A 16448-nucleotide genomic window follows, 5' to 3' on the forward strand; every position below is an offset into this window, starting at 1 on the left:
CTGACATAAAAAAATGAACGATTCATTATCCTAGCAAGGAGTGACTTCCATGATAACTTCCAATTCCAATCCTCAACTTACATCTGAACTGCCTCGCGGCTGCACGTTCTCCGCAGAAGACTGGCATGTATTATCTCAATATTGGTATCCCATTGCCCAGGCAAGCGAAGTGACAGATAAACCACTTGCCGCTCAATTGCTTGATGTCCGTTTGGTCCTGTATCGCAGCAACGACAAAGTTGTAGTTGCCAAGGATCTTTGTTTTCACCGTGGTGCTCCGCTCAGTAAAGGTTGGGTAGAAAATGGGGAAATTGTCTGCCCATATCATGGTTTCCGTTACAACTGTGAGGGTAAATGTACCGCCGTACCTGCACACCCCAGCTCCAAAATTTCTCCCAAATTGAAGCTTATCGTATATCCTGCAGTCGAACGTTATGGCCTGATTTGGACTTCACTCGCCGGTACCGACGAGCAGATTCTCGCATTCCCGGGATGGGATGATCCAGATTATATCAACATCTTGCCCCCGAACTTTGATATCGCAGGTTCTGCTGGACGTCAAATGGAAGGGTTTCTGGATGTATCCCATTTTGCCTACGTGCATACCGAAACGTTCGGCGACCGGAACAACACCGAAGTGCCCCAATACAAAGTAAAACGCGAAGGCAATGAACTGCTTGCCGAATACTGGAGTTCTGTCAGCAACTATGGTAAAGGTCAGGATAATGTCGCACCCGAAGGTTTTCAGTGGCTGCGTGAATTCCGGGTATTTCCGCCATTTGCCGCATCACTTACGGTTCACTTCCCGGAGAACGACAAGCTTAACATTCTGAACTGTGCCTCTCCCATCTCTGCACGTTTTACGCGGTTGTTCTGTCCGATTACCCGTAATTTTGACAAGGATGCTCCGATTGAAGATACAATTAAGTTTAACTTGCAAGTATTTGAGGAAGATCGGGAAATGGTGGAATCACAGAAGCCAGAGGATTTGCCACTGGATCTGCATGCAGAAGCGCATATTCCCGCAGACCGTACCTCTATCGCTTATCGTCAGTTATTGACAGAGCTTGGTTTGGGACGAAATTACACATCATAAATTGAAAACAAATGGACAAAAAAAGAAGCGTTTCTACGAACGCTTCTTTTTTGTATAATTGCTACACTTTCACTCGTGATAATGTACTGGGTTTTCCCCCATTTAAATGCCTTATATCGTTCACTTACCCTTGATTATTCGTGTTCACAGGAGGTTCTGTATAATACGGACAGCCTGGTTCGTGAATAATGCGGGGATCAACCCATGTTCCCCAATATGGAAGGCGATTCACATAAGGCTGCACGTTGGGATGGCTATTCGAGTTAGGCATGTTGGTGCTCGGGGAAACTTGAGTAACACAGTCCACTGGCGGACCAACAATTACCGTTTTTTGAATTGGAGCAAGCGTTTCCTTCACCTTGTTCTCATCCAAACAATACGTATGAGCCAGAACACTCGCAGGTGTCAGCCGTAAAATATCCGAGCCAAATATGGCTTCAGGAACCGGGGCATCGAAGATAGCCAGCAGATGAGTCTGATCTACCGTTGCAATTTCATAGTGCCACCAGCCTTGCGGAACATTCGCTACTTGACCCGGTGTGATCGTAAAATTCAACAACTCTTTGGTAAACGGGTTAATAAGGGAAACGACCGCTGAACCACTGATACAATACACCAGCTCGGATGCATTCTGATGAATATGAGGATCAACCACATTGCCCGTGCTAAGAAAAATGTCCAGCAAGGATACGTTACCCAATGTGTTTAATTGCTGAATGGAGAGAACATTAATATAGTTATTTCCGTCTTTTTGGAAGAAAGAATTCTGGTTCACGTCAGCTGTAAATTGGGTGGTAGGTGAGGTGAAGTCCATATAAGAGGTTGCCAAAATAAAACGCCTGCCCTTCGCTCTCGGTTTAGGTGATAACCTATAACGCCAGCTTATGCTCTGGGCTTCTATGCGTGAGCCCATTTCTGAGGTAGGCAACATTTAACCAAAAGAACCTTGACTCAGGAAGCCTGATCAGGTTTCTTTTGGTTATTGGTTTTTTTTCATATCCCAAACCTCTTGCCAACTGGTACCGAACGGAATATTCATCAAGTCCACATACTCCAACCAGTTCATTCGTGTAACGATATCTGGTGTCCCCTCAATTAATGAATTCGTAACCAGCAATGCCCTGAGGTTTTTAAGTTTCTCCAGTTCGGAAGGAAATTCTCGTATACCGGAATAAACAATCTCCAGATATTTGAGATTACTCAGTTCACCGATCTCGGGAGGAATACACTTCAATCCCAGCTCCGATTGTGGCTTGGGCCTCCATCCAGGTACAGAAGCAAAAGGGCTGCCACAATATATTCTCAGCTCTCGAAGTTCTTTCAGTTTCCCGATATCTCCAGGAAAACACTCCAGGTCCAATGTCATGATCTCCAATCTCTCCAAAGAAGTTAGTTCAAAAAGAGCTGGAGGAAGCGTGTACAGATCCTGCTCAAAAATCGTCAGCTGTTTCAACTGTTTCAATTCCCTAATCCTTTTAGGAATCTCGGTTAGGCCATGTGAACTGATATTTAGAATGTCGGTCTCATGCTTGATCGCATCATCCAGCAGACATTGAACGTCCTGATGCCGCTGCAAATCGAAGAATAATCCCGTGATCCGCTCCATTAACTCACTTGCTTCTTCTTGTGTAATCCGCATACCATATATGTTCTCATGAGCAACACTAAAAAAATAATCACTTCCATCCTCTTTCAAAAAACAAAGATCATCCGGCAATGATGGATACAACCAGTCATGAAAACGGTTTGCTTCTTCTTTAAGTATCTGCCCTGATTCCGATGTGCAGCGATATATGTAATAAATCCCCTCTGAATACATGGCACCACTTTGCATCATCATTTCTTCCATCGTACAGCTTTCAATAAAGTAAGGCTTCAGTTTCCGCAATACTCTTGAAACCCCTGGTACTTCGTCGACATCGTACCTTCGTCTGTCCACCAGCAAAAAACGATCTGTTTTCTCAATCAACTCATCAATTAACTGTTCATAAGCAGAGCCTCTTGGATCAGTATGAAACGACACAGCTACCAAATCATATCCCCCTTCACCATACCACGTTCTATTAACCCCTCTGTGTCACTCCATTGCATCGCAGCATAGGCTAATATCATCAATCAAACACTGGAGGCATGCATCATGGCATACGGACCTGGTTCAGTTCCTATCCCGCCAACTGCGGGTTATCCTTACCCTTATTATCCACCGCCACCCTATCCATACCCCTACCCTTATCCATATCCCTATCCACCCATCGTACCGTTTCCTCTGCCCTTTCCCATCGGACATATCGGAGGCCCAGGATGGCATGGCGGTTACCCGGGAGGTCCGCACGGTCCATTCCCTGGAGGCGGCTATCCGGGCGGACCACATGGCGGAGGACCCGGGGGCCCTGGTGGACCTGGCGGAGGTTTCCACGGCCATCGTTTCTAATGGTAAAATAGCAATGCAGGAGCTGCTGTCGGCAGCTCCTGTCTTTGTTCAACTTTCTTTAAAATATCCAATGCCCTTCTGTTGAACAGATTCTACCTGCTCAATACTCAATCTCATCCATAATCTTCAGATTACGGTTGGACACTTCCAGCAAGTCTGTAAATGTCTCAGACACATAATAAACAAAGTCCGGATCATGCACATACATAATCACTTGCCCGTAGGTTCCTTTCTCTGTCGGATCAAAATCAAGCATCAAATACAGCGAGCCTCCCGCCATCGTTGCAAAAGGAATCCACTCTTTATGGAATAAGTAGGGCTTAATCTCCGGGTCTAGTTTGCTGATCTCTTCGTCAGAATAGTACTCGTCCAATTTCTCATCTACTTCACAGAAATATTGTTTGGTTTCCCGAATTTCCTTCAATGACATCAGATAAAACGGATTACATTCCTCTGCTTCCGCATCACCCGGATACAAGATATGAAATGCATAACCACTGCCGTCTTTACTCTTATAGAAGGAACGGAAATCCTCCGGCAGCCGGACGCCATACTCTGTTTCAAATGCATTTAGACTTTGCTCAGAGGCACCCTCCCGATGCTGGTATTCGTCGTATAACTGCCGATTTTCATCATCATGGATTTTTTCGTTCAGGAGCTCATTCAACGCATCAAACAAATCATTCCATTTTGCATTAGCCTCAGGTGTCATACACACCCCTCCCTTTTCAACTCTTTTCAACCCGTTCCCGCACATATTCCTGATATCCCCAGAACGCCTCTTCTTCCCCTCCCTCCGTCTTCGATCAGAACCATAACAGCGTAGGAAAACAGATCCAGCCACCGTTCCATCAATGCAATCTGTTCATTTGAGATCAATTGATTACTCTGCAACATTCCTTCAGGTTCGACGGCCCATGCACGTCCAAGGTGGGTAATTCCCCATAGTGAAGCCATAATTTCACGATCCAGCGTAGGTTGTTTTAGTTCAGGAGCCAAAACATGCAAGATTTCCATGAGTTCAAGAAAATTTTCCTCATTCAGGTTACCGCGAAAGGGGCGCAAGCTACCAAGAAAACCGGTTTCCATTGTCGAATGATTCAGATCATCGCAGGCAAAGGCATGACATTTCAACAAAATCACTGCTTCTTCACGCTTCATTTAAACCTCCACTTTACCCAACCTTACTTTATCCAGTCTTGATCTTCAATCATTGGTGTTCACCAATGTAAAGGTTCTTCTCCACGCCATAACACGTAGCGCTCAATTTCACGGAGGGTGCCTGTGCCTATACCATACTCATCCATCTGATCAGAGTTAAGATCAAGAATATGCAGCATGCCCCCGAACGTCCCCACTGCAAGCTTGGACTGGTCAGGCGAGATCGCCAAGGAATAGATGGTGCTGCCTACAAAATGTCTCCACACTTCCTGCCCATCACCATTCACACAATATAAATATCCGTATGCGTCACCAAGCACCATACCTGCATCCAATTCTACTGCAGCGTAAACACGGGCATTCTCATCCATTACAGGCCAATCTTCCTTACTCTCATTACCATCGATCGTTTCCAGCTGAACTTGTATTGTAGCACCGTTATAAAAGTGACATGCATTAAACCACACCTTCAAGCTGTCTGCGGTGAAAACCGCATAATGAGGATAGCTGGATTCAGGATAAAGCGAATATGTCTTATTCTGTTCGCGATCCAGAACCATATGGTTACTAACCTGGCTACCGTAGGCAATCCAGCGACCGTCACGTGAGACTGCGGCATGACCCATATCAATCTGTGTATCTTCCAACTCATATTTTTCGATTTCTGCAGGATCCGGGTGCAGCAGGGATACCTGGTCTTGCTCTACCAGGTAGATTCCATAATTGGAGAAAATAAGAACGGATTTCCCATCATTGAATGGAATGAGTCCTTCAAGTGTGCGTTCCGGATGCTCACAGTCAGCAAGGGATTCGATGCGTGGCAAAGACTTCTGGATACTGGATTGGATATCTTCCCAGCGATACACCGCAAGCTCTTGTCCTTCCAGATGGCGATCTGGTTGTCTGATGATACGAATACCTTCTGATCCGGCCAGCGCATAGTCTCCACCGTCTGGCGAACAACCTGCGAAGGTATACTGAGAGAATAGCAACCATCCATGTTGATCAGCCGTATATACACAGCCATTCTCCGTGAAGGTGCTGGTTGTGAATACTATTGTTTCTGTGTTCAGATAACCTACTACCCGAACGGCCTGCATGAAAGATTGAAAATGTTCATTCAATGGCCATGTTGCAGCAGGCAGTTCAAGCCGAAGCCGTTTCAAATCCCCTTGAAGATTGGCTTGCTTCACCATCTCCCACACTCCAGTACTAATAGAAGCTCTGGCATCCTCCGCGAGCTCCGATTCATCCAGTTGCTCTCCTGCCATGCCTCTGCGTACAAATGCATTGACATCTTTTGCGTATCGTTTACCTTCACTTCGCCACGTTTCTGCAATATTTTCTCTCAACCAATTCAATTGTTATTCCTCCACTCCGCCTCTATTGATGACTGTACAATGATTTGCCAGCAAAAATTGATCCAGATCGTGATCCCTTGCACCTTCCGTCCCGTGCATCTCTTCATAGAAAAGCGCAATTTCCCTGCCGTTCGCATAATTAAAACGTAAATATCCACCCATGGAGACCATAAAAAGCTTACATGTGTACTCATTTTCCATCACTGCATCCCACTTGAATTTACTCTTACACAAATCGGCCAGTTCTTTCATGGAGCCTTCACGTTCAACGTTAACCAAATGGTAGAACGTGTGGTTTCGCAGCTCGTTCCACGGTTCAAAATACGCCGGGGTCAGCGGTTTATCCTGATGGTAATATCCGCAATAGATCCGGTCCAATGTCTCTCCAAAGTCAGCTTCTGAGCAAGTCCACAAGATAATATGCTCATCATGACGCGGGAGCCATAACAATCCCTTCACCTCTGGATGAATCGCCAGGAAATCACCATCCACCGAACTGCCGATACTGATGCACTCCTGAAGCTGATCCTGGGTAACCGGTGTATCCTCCGTGTGCATCCAAAAATCATATTCAGCAAAAGGTTTCAATACCTCCTGGTCCGGCCGCTGCACATTCATCCAGCCCGTATACGTGCCTTCCCCGTATTGTTCCAGCCATTGGCGATATGACGCAGGTAACGAGGTAGAATGCTGTTCTTCAAAATGATCCAGTTCCTTAGCCGGTATGGGCTTCAACGCACGAGTTACTATATACATTCACGACATCTCCCTACGATCGTTTCGTTCAATTCACCAGTCATTCAACCGGTCAGCAAATTCAACTAGCCTAAGCCAGTTCTTCCTGCACAATTTCGGTTATTACGCCTTTGCGGTTTACAATGCGTATGGCAAATGCATCATAGCCGTCACGTTTCACCTGCTCAAAATCCATGCGCTCTCCCGTAATTAATTCGTAGGTTCCGTCTTCATCTACATCTTCCCCGAACTCATCATCCCACGGCACGTTGTAAAAGGCAGATAGTTGTACTTCAAATATATCTTCCCCTTCGACGTCCAGGTAGGGCCTTAGAGGCCTGTAATTCAGGTCTTCCTCCGGATATGTCTCACACAGCATCGCATCATAACCGTATTTGGCTGAATCGATGAGTAAGTAACGTTCCCCTGTTACGGTATGCTCTGCATATACAATGAGCGGTGTCGAATCATGCCAGGTTATCAGATCATCTTCGGTTAAGTCACCATAATAAAAAATATGGAACTTGTCATGTCCGTCGCTCGTCTGCAACTTGCCTTTCCATTCGACTTCATGAGTCTGAACATCCGAAATCTCCCGAACCAAACCTTCCAAATATGTAGGTCCTTTATGTACACCAAATAAATTCATCATCTCGCCTCCGCTTTATTCATTCGAATGGTTACGACTTTATGTTCTTCATCCACATCCAGCTTCACATCGATGTCCAACTTATCATAGAACAAAGCCGTAACGTTGATATAAGGATCACGAGCAGCTTCGCTGCCTCCATTGCTAGAACGACTCATCCCCTGATGAATAATGGATTGTACCAGCTGTCCATCCTCTTTTCCAGTATTTTGATAAGTATAAATCACCTCTTTGTCCTTATTATAAAAATTCAACAACGTTGTAAAATCTTTAGCATTAATATATTGCTTTTCGGATTTTACATATTCATTCTCTGTGGATTGATATCTCACTGTACCCGCCAGATAGGGATTATCTTCACTGGATCGAACATCAAACTCCTGATAAGCGATGTGAAAAAGGTATTGAATATGATTCACATTTTTGACTCGCGTTCTGCTGGTTTATCCAGTCTTATGCTGAAGTTTGGTCAATGTGCGGACAACCAGCTCCCTGTTCTTGGCGTTCTTAATATATGCGGGGATGGAATGTGAAGCCGTCTTCAAAGGTACATTTCCAGGTTTCACGCGCAAATCAGCCGAAATATATGAAATCAGATAGTTTAAATGCTCCCGATTAACAGCCCATAACACCTTACCTCTGATATAGTCCAAAAAGTACAATTCCATATCAAACACAGGATCTCGCCCCTCTCGAATATCGGGATAATACCCTCGGTATGCTAGCTTTTTATGTAATTCGACATCATTAACGGTCCCGCAGTGCGGGCATTCAATATGTGATGCTTTGTGAGTTATCTTTTTCTCATCCGTCACTTCAATATTGAACCAGCGCTCACATCGGATGCAATTGTTCTTGGCATTGTACTGATATTCTGTCTCTTGAATTCCATGAACGTAACATTGCGAACAGTTCCATGCTAGATGATCTTCTTCTATGACAATAAAGGCGTGCCCGCCGCATGGTTTACATTTCACATCGACCTGCTCTCCCCGGCGAAGAACAGCGTAGAAGCTGTATTTATAAGCCCCTTCATCCTCGAAACGTTTCATTTTCAATCCTGCCTTCCCCCTACATGATGACAATCGCTAAAAGCAAACACTCAGCATTTCCCAGTTGTTCTACCTAAAATTATATGTAACTCCAGTGCTTAGCACAAGAAAACACAACGTAAAAAAGAGTACCTTACTCCAGATCATCATCTGAAAGGTACTCTTCTCCCCCATTTAACTCAAGGAATCAAAGGTCAAGTAAAAGCGATACAAGCAATCCCATCGAAGCGATAAAACCTACTACCGGCCCACCTTCTTCGAATGCTTCCGGCATCATGGTCGAGCAGATCATCGCAATAATGCCTCCTCCGGCAAATGCCCCAATAGCCGCGGCCATCTCATCAGGAAGCTGCTCCAGAAATAAATATCCTCCCAATGCTGCAAGTGCAGAGATGATCAGTACACCCAGCCACAAGAGAATAATCTTGGAGCGGGAGTATTTATTGCGTTGAAGTCCAACCGTACTGGACAGACCCTCCGGAATATTACTCACAAAGATAGAAACAACCAACACAACACTGACACCGTTCCCGGCGAGTAGACTGGCCCCCAGCATGATCGATTCGGGAATGGCATCCATGACCGTACCTGCAAAAATACCAAGTCCGCTCTGGCTGGAATCTCCGTTCCCGGTGTTTTCCGAACGCTTGCGCCCTGCTCCCCCTTTACTGGAAATGAGCAAATCGAATAGCGTGTACACTACGGCCCCTGAGGTAAATCCAATCGCCGTCGGCACAATTCCACCATCATTGAGCGCATCCCCAATTAATTCAAATGCAGCTGCACCAATCAGGGTACCTGTACCAAAAGCCATGATCCAGCCAATAACTCGTTTCGGAATTTTCAGAAACAGCGCAGCAAGTGCTCCTATGACAACAGCCGAGGCGGAGATGCCGCCCCACATGAATGCAGTCCACATCCGGGATGACCCCTCTCATGTTCATATATGATCTATCACTCCATTAACCGGAGCATAGAGAACAAAAACAGGGGAGATGACCAGATTAATATAAAACCGCTAACTTTAAACCATCATTTTGCGTAGTGAAGATATATATCTTGAACGAATGACGAAGAAATAGAAGGTCTGTGCCAGCAGAAATGCACCAAATACGGTTAATACCGGAACAGTATAATTCGTAATACCGAATTCAGTCAGAAACGGCTTAACAACAACGAGCGTTTCAACAATTGAGATCAGGATTGGGAAGAAAAAGAGAACCGCGATCTGAATTGTGGATGATCGTTTCATCTCCTGAAAACTGAGACCCATTTTAGACAAGGAATGCACCATTTTCCCATCTGCCTCCAGATCCGTGTGCAGCCTGAAATAGAGAAAGCTCGCTGAGGAGATCGAGAAGATCAGTCCAATGAATATCCCCAAAAAGGTGAAGAGTGCCGTTGTCTGTCTGAATTCTTCGAAGTCAGCATATCGCGTCGTGAAAAAGCCCGAAAAATCTTTATCATTAGAGTTATTCCTCATGATTTCATCCATGCCCGCCAGCCGATCGCTTACCATCACTTCAGATGATTGCCTATCGGGCACCGATCCCCCCCATGAAGGGATATGATAAAGATATTTACCGGAAACAGCATCTTTGTCCAATTGTCCGGCAAGAGCCTTAAACTCTTCATCACTTACAATAACTAGGGCTGATGTATACAGAAGCCCGTTGAATTCCGGTTCATTTTCAGTATATTTAATATCGAATGTAACAGGCCCTGAATTCATATCCAGCGTTAACTGATCGCCCTTGGCATAGGAACGAAATCTTTCTTCATGTCGAGGCTTCTCCACATTGCGTGAATCAATGAATATACTGGAATGAGCTGAGAGCTTATAGGTCGGTTTGTTCTGGATTGTGTTGAACTGGTTGAAATCACTTAGAGACATCACACTGATGCCGCTATCATCCGTACTTGTCCAAAAATATTCCAGATAAGCGTTCTGATATTGAAGACCCGCAGCGTCAAGAACCTCATTGACGGGTGCCATGTTAGGTTCTTCCGATGCACTGTACACGTTATAACGAATCGGAAAATGTTTGTCTCTAAATACTTGTCGATTCTGTTGATCCAGCGACAAAATGACCACTGCACTCATGGAAGCAATCGCAATAACCACCGTCACCATAAACAGCATGCGTGCATTATCTTTTATTTTGTAACTCATCTCGGAAATCCATAGCAAGCGTGTACCATGCCACACCCGTTTGCGGTTACGTTTCAACAGACGAATGGCCAGCACGGAAAGCTGCGAGTAGAAAAAATACGTACCTGCAATGCCTGTCACAGCAGCGATCAGAATACTCTCACTCGACAAACTGCCGTATAGCGCAATGAATCCCGTAGCGAGAAACGCAAGCCCAAGAATAGAGAATACCCATGATGCTTTAGGTTCCTTTTTGGGTTTGCTCGTGCCCGTTAGCAGCTCCAATGCGCGCTTATTTCCGATAAAGATCAGTGTGAACAGGGAAATGCAAAAGAACAGTACTAAAAAAGCAATCACTGTAATCAACATGGCCTTTACCGGGAAATAAAAAGGCAGGTCTTCCATACCGATAAATCGGGTGGTTAACATCAGGAACAGCTTGGATAATAACATGCCTCCACCTATTCCAGCCACAATGGACAGACATCCGATAAACATATTTTCCAGAATGACCAGTCTTCGAATCTGTCCTGGTTCCGCGCCCAAGATGGTTAAAATACCGAATTCCTTGTTCCGTGATTTCAGAAATGCACTAATGGAATACATAACAAAGAAGATCGCGAAAACGTATACGATGACGGAGGCAACCTGCATTCCCGCTGCCGTAGTCTTGCCAATCGGCAATTTCTCAACAAACGGATGATAGATAAACATCGCATACGCGAAGAATATCATGACCATGAATGCACTACTTAGGAAAAAGGCGATGTACGCTCGCCCGTTTCGGCGAATGTTGTTAAAGGCGTACTGAGGAAAGCTCATGCGAATTCCCTCCCCAGAAGGATAATGTATCAATAATCCGTTGAAAGAACGTCTGTCGGTTATCGCCACGATGCACTTCGGCTGCGAGCTTGCCATCCTTGATAAATACAATCCGATGGCAGTAACTTGCGGCAAGTGGATCATGCGTGACCAGCATAATGGTTGTTTTCTCTTGCTGGTTGATCTGTTCAAGCGATTCCATTACCGCTTGAGATGAGGTGGAATCCAGCGCACCTGTCGGTTCATCGGCCAGTACAATGGATGGCATATTAATCATGGCCCTGGCAATGGCTGTACGCTGCCGCTGTCCGCCCGAGATTTCATAGACGCGTTTATCCAGAATGTGATTAATTCCAAGCTGAGTGGTAATCCGATCGAGTCTGCTCTCCATCTCCTTCAGCTTGACCTTGTCCAGCGTCAACGGAAGTACTATATTTTCAGCAACGGTCAAGGTATCGAGCAGATTAAAATCCTGAAATACAAACCCGAGTTCCCTGCGTCGGAACATGGCAAGTTCTTTCTTTTTCATATCAAACGGATTCATGCCATTAATCAGCACCTTGCCTGAACTTGGCTCATCAATGGTCGAGACCATATTGAGCAACGTCGTTTTCCCACTGCCCGATGGCCCCATAATCCCTACAAATTCACCCTGCTTGATGGTCAGATGAATATCACTAAGGGCTTTAGTCTGCACTTTGCCCTGATACACTTTGTTTAGTGCCGAAACTTGCAACATTTCCATGGTGTTTCCCCTCCAACTAAACTATGCTTTCTTTTCATATCCTTATCCTAAACGACCTCCTACAACCCTGCTATCGATTTACCTTAAACTTTCCTTACACAGCGTTTAAGGTTATGTTCCCCCTTCTTCCTATTCCATAAAAAAAAGCACCTCGCCCATAGGCAAAGCACCTCTATTTTCGATTCATCCAGCTGAATCGGACCAATGTTCCTTCATCGGGTTTGGAGAACAATTCTATCTGGTTACCCAAACGTGTACTGATCTCACGGACCAGATATAGTCCCATACCTGTAGATTCATGATACTGTCTTCCCCGCTCTCCGGTGAAGTAAGGATTAAACACACGTTGAATATCTTCAGCCGATATGCCGATACCCTGGTCCTGAATATCTAATACGATTCGTTCTTCCTCAATATAGGCGGTAATCATGACATTTTTACCAGCTTTGCTATCTGAGTAATTAACGGCATTGGTCAAAATCTGGGTAAACATGAACCGCAGCCATTTGGAGTCACTGTAAACTCGAAGGTCGTTGTCCATTCGAATATACGGTGTAATTCCTCTGCGAATAAACAAACGTCGATTCTCAGCTACGCTGCTTCGAACCACCTCGGGTAGAGACAGAAGCTCTACGCGAAAATCCCCTTCGAACTGTTCCAGGCGTGAAGAATGAAGTACCATTTCCAACCCTTTGCGCATTTTATCCAGCTCATCCTGTATGCTGCCTGCAGTTTTATCATCATCCACATCTTCCAGGGTCAACTGAATGATGGACAGTGGTGTCTTCATCTGATGGACCCAGCGATTCATGAACACAACCTGCTGCTCACTATGAATTCGCAATTGACCCATCTCATTCTGACGGTTACGCTCCAGTTCATGCATCAATTCCTGTAAAGAATTAGCCACAGGGGCATTACCAAGTGATTGGAAAGGTTCCTGTACCAGCCGTTGTGGCTGCTGGAGCACACGGTAATATGGATGGAGCTGGAAATAACGTACGATCAGATACACGAGCAATACAACTGTACTGAGAAACATGCCATAAAGAACAATCCTCATGGGGCGATCCTCACCAGAAAGCCAATATACACTTGGGACAAGCAGCATTTGCAGCAAATAAAATCCGATGAGGGGTAGCTGATCTCTTAAGAACAGTTTCATTGTCGGTCCTCTTGGACAGGTGACTCCAAATCAAGCAATCGGTAGCCCGCTCCGCGAACGGTTTCCAAAACCTCTTCTGCCCCCAGATCCTTCAGCTTGCGGCGAACACGTGTAATGTACACATTCAACGTATTATCATCAATAAAATGCTGATCTTCCCACATCAGTTCGAGCAAACGTTCCCGGCCCACCACCCGACCGGCCTTGGCCATCAGCGCTTCGACCAATATGGATTCCTTCTGAGTCAGCTCTACGGAAAGACCATCGAACTCCAGTACATATCTTTCGGGGTACAGTAGCATAGAGCCATTTTTCACTTTCATTTCTGGTTGAACAGCTGCATACATCCCATATGCTCTACGCAGGTGACTACGAACTTTAGCAAGTACGACCTCGTATTGAAAAGGCTTCGTAATATAATCATCCGCCCCATGTTCCAGCGCCATAACCTGATCCATGCCACTGTCACGAGCCGAAATAAATAGAATGGGACATATGGAATGCGAACGGATCTGTCTACACCAGTAGTAGCCATCAAATTGAGGCAGATTTACATCCATTAATACCAAATCCGGACCGATCTGCATGAATTCATCCAGAACATGACGGAAATCTGCCACAATCTGCACTTGAAAACCATTTCGGATCAGATATTCACCCAGCAATCCTGCGAGCTTGGCATCATCTTCAACCAGCAATATCGATTGCATCGTCAACCTTCTTTCCGTTCCCTGACATATCTTCTACATCTAGTTTACCATTCTAGTCAAAAACGGATTGGAAATAAAGGATTAGACCACCAAACGTCCACGTTTCTCTGCCAAGCCAATAGTCGCTTCCACTCCGGAATTAAATTCAAGAAAGTCCTGTTCTACCCCGTCACTGAAAATAACGCCGTCCTCCGGCATCTGGGAGACAATCTGCAAAGGCTGTTTCGGATGAATCTGTCCAAACACCAGATTGGCTGCAGTCGTCCGGCTGGGGAAGGGTTCACGTACTGTAAAATACAGATAAGGCGCATCCCAGCCAAAGTGATTCATGTCGCTCATGCTCCCCTGTGCAGAAGCAGTCGCAGCGATATGTGCTTCTGAATAATCTTTCCCTCTAGGGTTCGAGTTTGAATGAGAGCTTCTGCTGTCTCTATCGGGAATGAACGCTTCACCCGATTGGATGTGCTGCCACGCTTCCGAGCCCACGACTCCAGCAGCACCTGCCAGCACACTTTTGAACCAGCCCGTCGATCCCATTCCCGTGGATACAATCACTCCGCTGGAGGATTGTTGTTCTACCGATGAACCCATGCGAACTTCATAACGAGCAGATACATGCGTCTTTCGGCCAATGAACAGATCGTTGACGCCATAGAGATATTGCCCATCATTCAGCTCCACTTTGGCCAGAGTCACTTCTTTCAGAGAGCGACGTTTACGAATAACATCGGGAATAATGAAGCTCAGATCCTCTACCGTAAATGGCAGCAATACCCCATCCCAACGCATGGGGTCAGGATTAACACCAATGAGCGGCTGCTCGGTTACATACTTGAGCGTATTGGCAACAAGACCGTCCTGTCCAATCACTACCACAATGTCCTGTGCTCCAAAAATAAAGTTGGGCACATGTTCCCGATCAATGGTCTGAACCCGGCCCAGTTGGCTGAGCTGCTGCTGGGCTTGCTGCACGGAATGATGATAACGTCTGTCCTCCTCCAGGTAATCACTGAAGTCTGCTCCCAAGCGTTCGATATAGAACTGCGCTTGTTGGACCGTATTATAGCGGACCACCAATTCTTCCAGCCTCGTTCTGCGTTTGACCAGAATCAACTTGTATTCGGTCATCGGTTCTCCTCCAGTAATGTGTGCGGCTACAGTCTGGCTTGCCTTCCCAAGTCTCATCGTGCCCGACCTCCCTGCTGCTCTCTTGTCGGTGGATTCATCAATCCTTGCAGCAGATCCGGCGAAATGTTAAGCTGTCCAATTTTCCCGGCATTCTCAGCCAGCTCCTGGAATGCAAGGGCAATCAGTTTATCCGAGTTCATACCCATGTTAGCCATCGCCTGTAGCACGCTAGGCTCCACCTGTTGTAACGAGTTCATCACGGCAGCAATTTCATAGGCTTTGGCATCAGCTTCGGCATTCTGATTGGCAATCGTCAATTCAATAAGCTGTTGTTTCCGTTCCTCCATCGCCGTATTGAATTGGAGCTGTTCCTGTTCCATCTCATTTTGTTTCTGTTTCACCGAACGCTCTGCATGTAATTGTGTTTCTCGAATCTGCTGTTTCTTCGTCTCAACGGCAATTTCCGTGTTTAGTTCGTTCTCCTTCACTTTCCGCTCCTGTTCAATGGATGCGTTGCGACGTACATACAGCGCTTCGTCGGCCTGGCGTAAAATCTCTTCCCGCGCTTGTGCTTCCAGTGCACGCATCGTCTCTTTATTGGGCAAAATGGCCAGAATGGACAGACTCATCAGCTCTACGCCCAATTTCTCCAGTTCCTGACTCTGCACCACTTCCCGTTTCATGCTGCTGGCCAGCCGTTCGCTCGATTGAATGGCTTCCTTCAGGGGCATTTGCTCCAGATGTTTTTTGGTCAGCACTTTGGCGGTCGTAATCACACGTTGATCCAACTTGCCAGGATCGTCGGAAATATATCTGTTTTTGCGCAAATTGTACGTGTAGTTTAAGCTTTGGGTGATTTTCATATAATCAACGATACGATAGCTCAGTTGACCCTGAACCGTAACGGTTTGATAATCAGCTGTTATTTCTTCGAACATAAAGGGCACATCCACCGAAGATACAGGCAGAACCACCACCGACGTCGTCGGCTCATAATAGTAGAAGGACAAACCCACTCCTTGAAGCTGAACCTGCCCGTTCTTCACTTTCATTACGTACTCACTGGGTTGAAACTTCACGAATCGGAATCCAAACATCGCTCATTCCCCATTTCTTAATATTGTCATTTTGATATTATCGAAATGATAACAAATGAATTCGATATTGTCAATATGACATTAACAACTTTTTTTTGCTTTTATATAAAAAAACCTACCTTAGGCAGAAGCCTTAAAGCAGGT

18 protein-coding genes are annotated in these 16448 nt (G+C 45.6%); 2 read left to right on the forward strand and 16 right to left on the reverse strand.

The window, feature by feature from the left end:
- Positions 1-49 precede the first annotated feature (49 nt).
- Positions 50-1096 carry an aromatic ring-hydroxylating oxygenase subunit alpha gene (locus BLV50_RS10070; RefSeq protein ID WP_090807309.1) on the forward strand — a complete coding sequence of 349 codons (1047 nt, stop codon included), beginning with the start codon at positions 50-52 and terminating at the stop codon, positions 1094-1096.
- Between the two features lie 124 nt (positions 1097-1220).
- Here the strand turns inward: BLV50_RS10070 and BLV50_RS10075 are convergent, their stop codons facing one another.
- Both BLV50_RS10075 and BLV50_RS10080 read right to left on the reverse strand, forming a co-directional pair.
- Positions 1221-1925 (reverse strand): cupin domain-containing protein, encoded by a 705-nt coding sequence (locus BLV50_RS10075; protein ID WP_063563142.1) that lies wholly within the window; start codon positions 1923-1925, stop codon positions 1221-1223.
- Between the two features lie 150 nt (positions 1926-2075).
- Positions 2076-3128 (reverse strand): leucine-rich repeat domain-containing protein, encoded by a 1053-nt coding sequence (locus BLV50_RS10080; protein WP_090807311.1) that lies wholly within the window; start codon positions 3126-3128, stop codon positions 2076-2078.
- Between the two features lie 105 nt (positions 3129-3233).
- Between BLV50_RS10080 and BLV50_RS32440 the strand changes: the two genes are divergently transcribed.
- On the forward strand, positions 3234-3527 hold the full coding sequence (locus BLV50_RS32440) for a hypothetical protein (RefSeq protein ID WP_143021529.1): 294 nt from the start codon (positions 3234-3236) through the stop codon (positions 3525-3527).
- A 100-nt stretch (positions 3528-3627) separates the two neighbouring features.
- Here the strand turns inward: BLV50_RS32440 and BLV50_RS10090 are convergent, their stop codons facing one another.
- The 14 genes from BLV50_RS10090 to BLV50_RS10155 all read right to left on the reverse strand — a co-directional run bounded on the left by BLV50_RS10090 (position 3628) and on the right by BLV50_RS10155 (position 16304).
- Positions 3628-4239, reverse strand: a complete 612-nt coding sequence (locus BLV50_RS10090; protein ID WP_090807313.1) for an SMI1/KNR4 family protein — start codon at positions 4237-4239, stop codon at positions 3628-3630.
- Positions 4240-4265: 26 nt separating this feature from the next.
- Entirely contained in the window at positions 4266-4688 is a 423-nt protein-coding gene (locus BLV50_RS10095) for a hypothetical protein (protein ID WP_256336325.1), read from the reverse strand.
- Between the two features lie 59 nt (positions 4689-4747).
- Complete coding sequence (locus BLV50_RS10100; RefSeq protein WP_090807315.1) at positions 4748-6049, reverse strand: hypothetical protein; 1302 nt, start codon at positions 6047-6049, stop codon at positions 4748-4750.
- 3 nt (positions 6050-6052) lie between these two features.
- Complete coding sequence (locus tag BLV50_RS10105; protein WP_072733369.1) at positions 6053-6805, reverse strand: SMI1/KNR4 family protein; 753 nt, start codon at positions 6803-6805, stop codon at positions 6053-6055.
- 70 nt (positions 6806-6875) lie between these two features.
- Complete coding sequence (locus tag BLV50_RS10110) at positions 6876-7433, reverse strand: hypothetical protein (RefSeq protein WP_090807317.1); 558 nt, start codon at positions 7431-7433, stop codon at positions 6876-6878.
- Positions 7433-7852: a hypothetical protein gene (locus BLV50_RS10115; RefSeq protein WP_063563149.1), complete on the reverse strand. Its 420-nt coding sequence runs from the start codon at positions 7850-7852 to the stop codon at positions 7433-7435. Before BLV50_RS10115 ends, BLV50_RS10110 begins: the two co-directional genes overlap by 1 nt.
- 24 nt (positions 7853-7876) lie before the next feature.
- Positions 7877-8485: a hypothetical protein gene (locus tag BLV50_RS10120; protein ID WP_090807576.1), complete on the reverse strand. Its 609-nt coding sequence runs from the start codon at positions 8483-8485 to the stop codon at positions 7877-7879.
- A 187-nt stretch (positions 8486-8672) separates the two neighbouring features.
- A complete protein-coding gene (locus BLV50_RS10125) occupies positions 8673-9404 on the reverse strand; it encodes a ZIP family metal transporter (RefSeq protein WP_090807319.1) in 732 nt (243 codons plus the stop codon).
- A 105-nt stretch (positions 9405-9509) separates the two neighbouring features.
- Entirely contained in the window at positions 9510-11459 is a 1950-nt protein-coding gene (locus BLV50_RS10130) for an FtsX-like permease family protein (protein WP_090807321.1), read from the reverse strand.
- A complete protein-coding gene (locus BLV50_RS10135) occupies positions 11434-12204 on the reverse strand; it encodes an ABC transporter ATP-binding protein (protein WP_090807324.1) in 771 nt (256 codons plus the stop codon). The genes BLV50_RS10130 and BLV50_RS10135 overlap by 26 nt, the downstream gene beginning before the upstream one ends.
- A gap of 172 nt (positions 12205-12376) precedes the next feature.
- The gene (locus tag BLV50_RS10140) at positions 12377-13369 is read right to left on the reverse strand and encodes a sensor histidine kinase (RefSeq protein ID WP_090807326.1); all 993 of its coding nucleotides are present in this window, start codon (positions 13367-13369) and stop codon (positions 12377-12379) included.
- Complete coding sequence (locus BLV50_RS10145) at positions 13366-14079, reverse strand: response regulator transcription factor (RefSeq protein WP_063563154.1); 714 nt, start codon at positions 14077-14079, stop codon at positions 13366-13368. The genes BLV50_RS10140 and BLV50_RS10145 overlap by 4 nt, the downstream gene beginning before the upstream one ends.
- A gap of 81 nt (positions 14080-14160) precedes the next feature.
- Complete coding sequence (locus BLV50_RS10150) at positions 14161-15264, reverse strand: diacylglycerol kinase catalytic domain-containing protein (RefSeq protein ID WP_256336326.1); 1104 nt, start codon at positions 15262-15264, stop codon at positions 14161-14163.
- On the reverse strand, positions 15261-16304 hold the full coding sequence (locus BLV50_RS10155) for an SPFH domain-containing protein (RefSeq protein WP_063563155.1): 1044 nt from the start codon (positions 16302-16304) through the stop codon (positions 15261-15263). Before BLV50_RS10155 ends, BLV50_RS10150 begins: the two co-directional genes overlap by 4 nt.
- Positions 16305-16448: the final 144 nt, after the last annotated feature.

It is taken from the genome of Paenibacillus sp. 276b, from assembly GCF_900107875.1.
Lineage (GTDB): Bacteria > Bacillota > Bacilli > Paenibacillales > Paenibacillaceae > Paenibacillus > Paenibacillus marchantiae.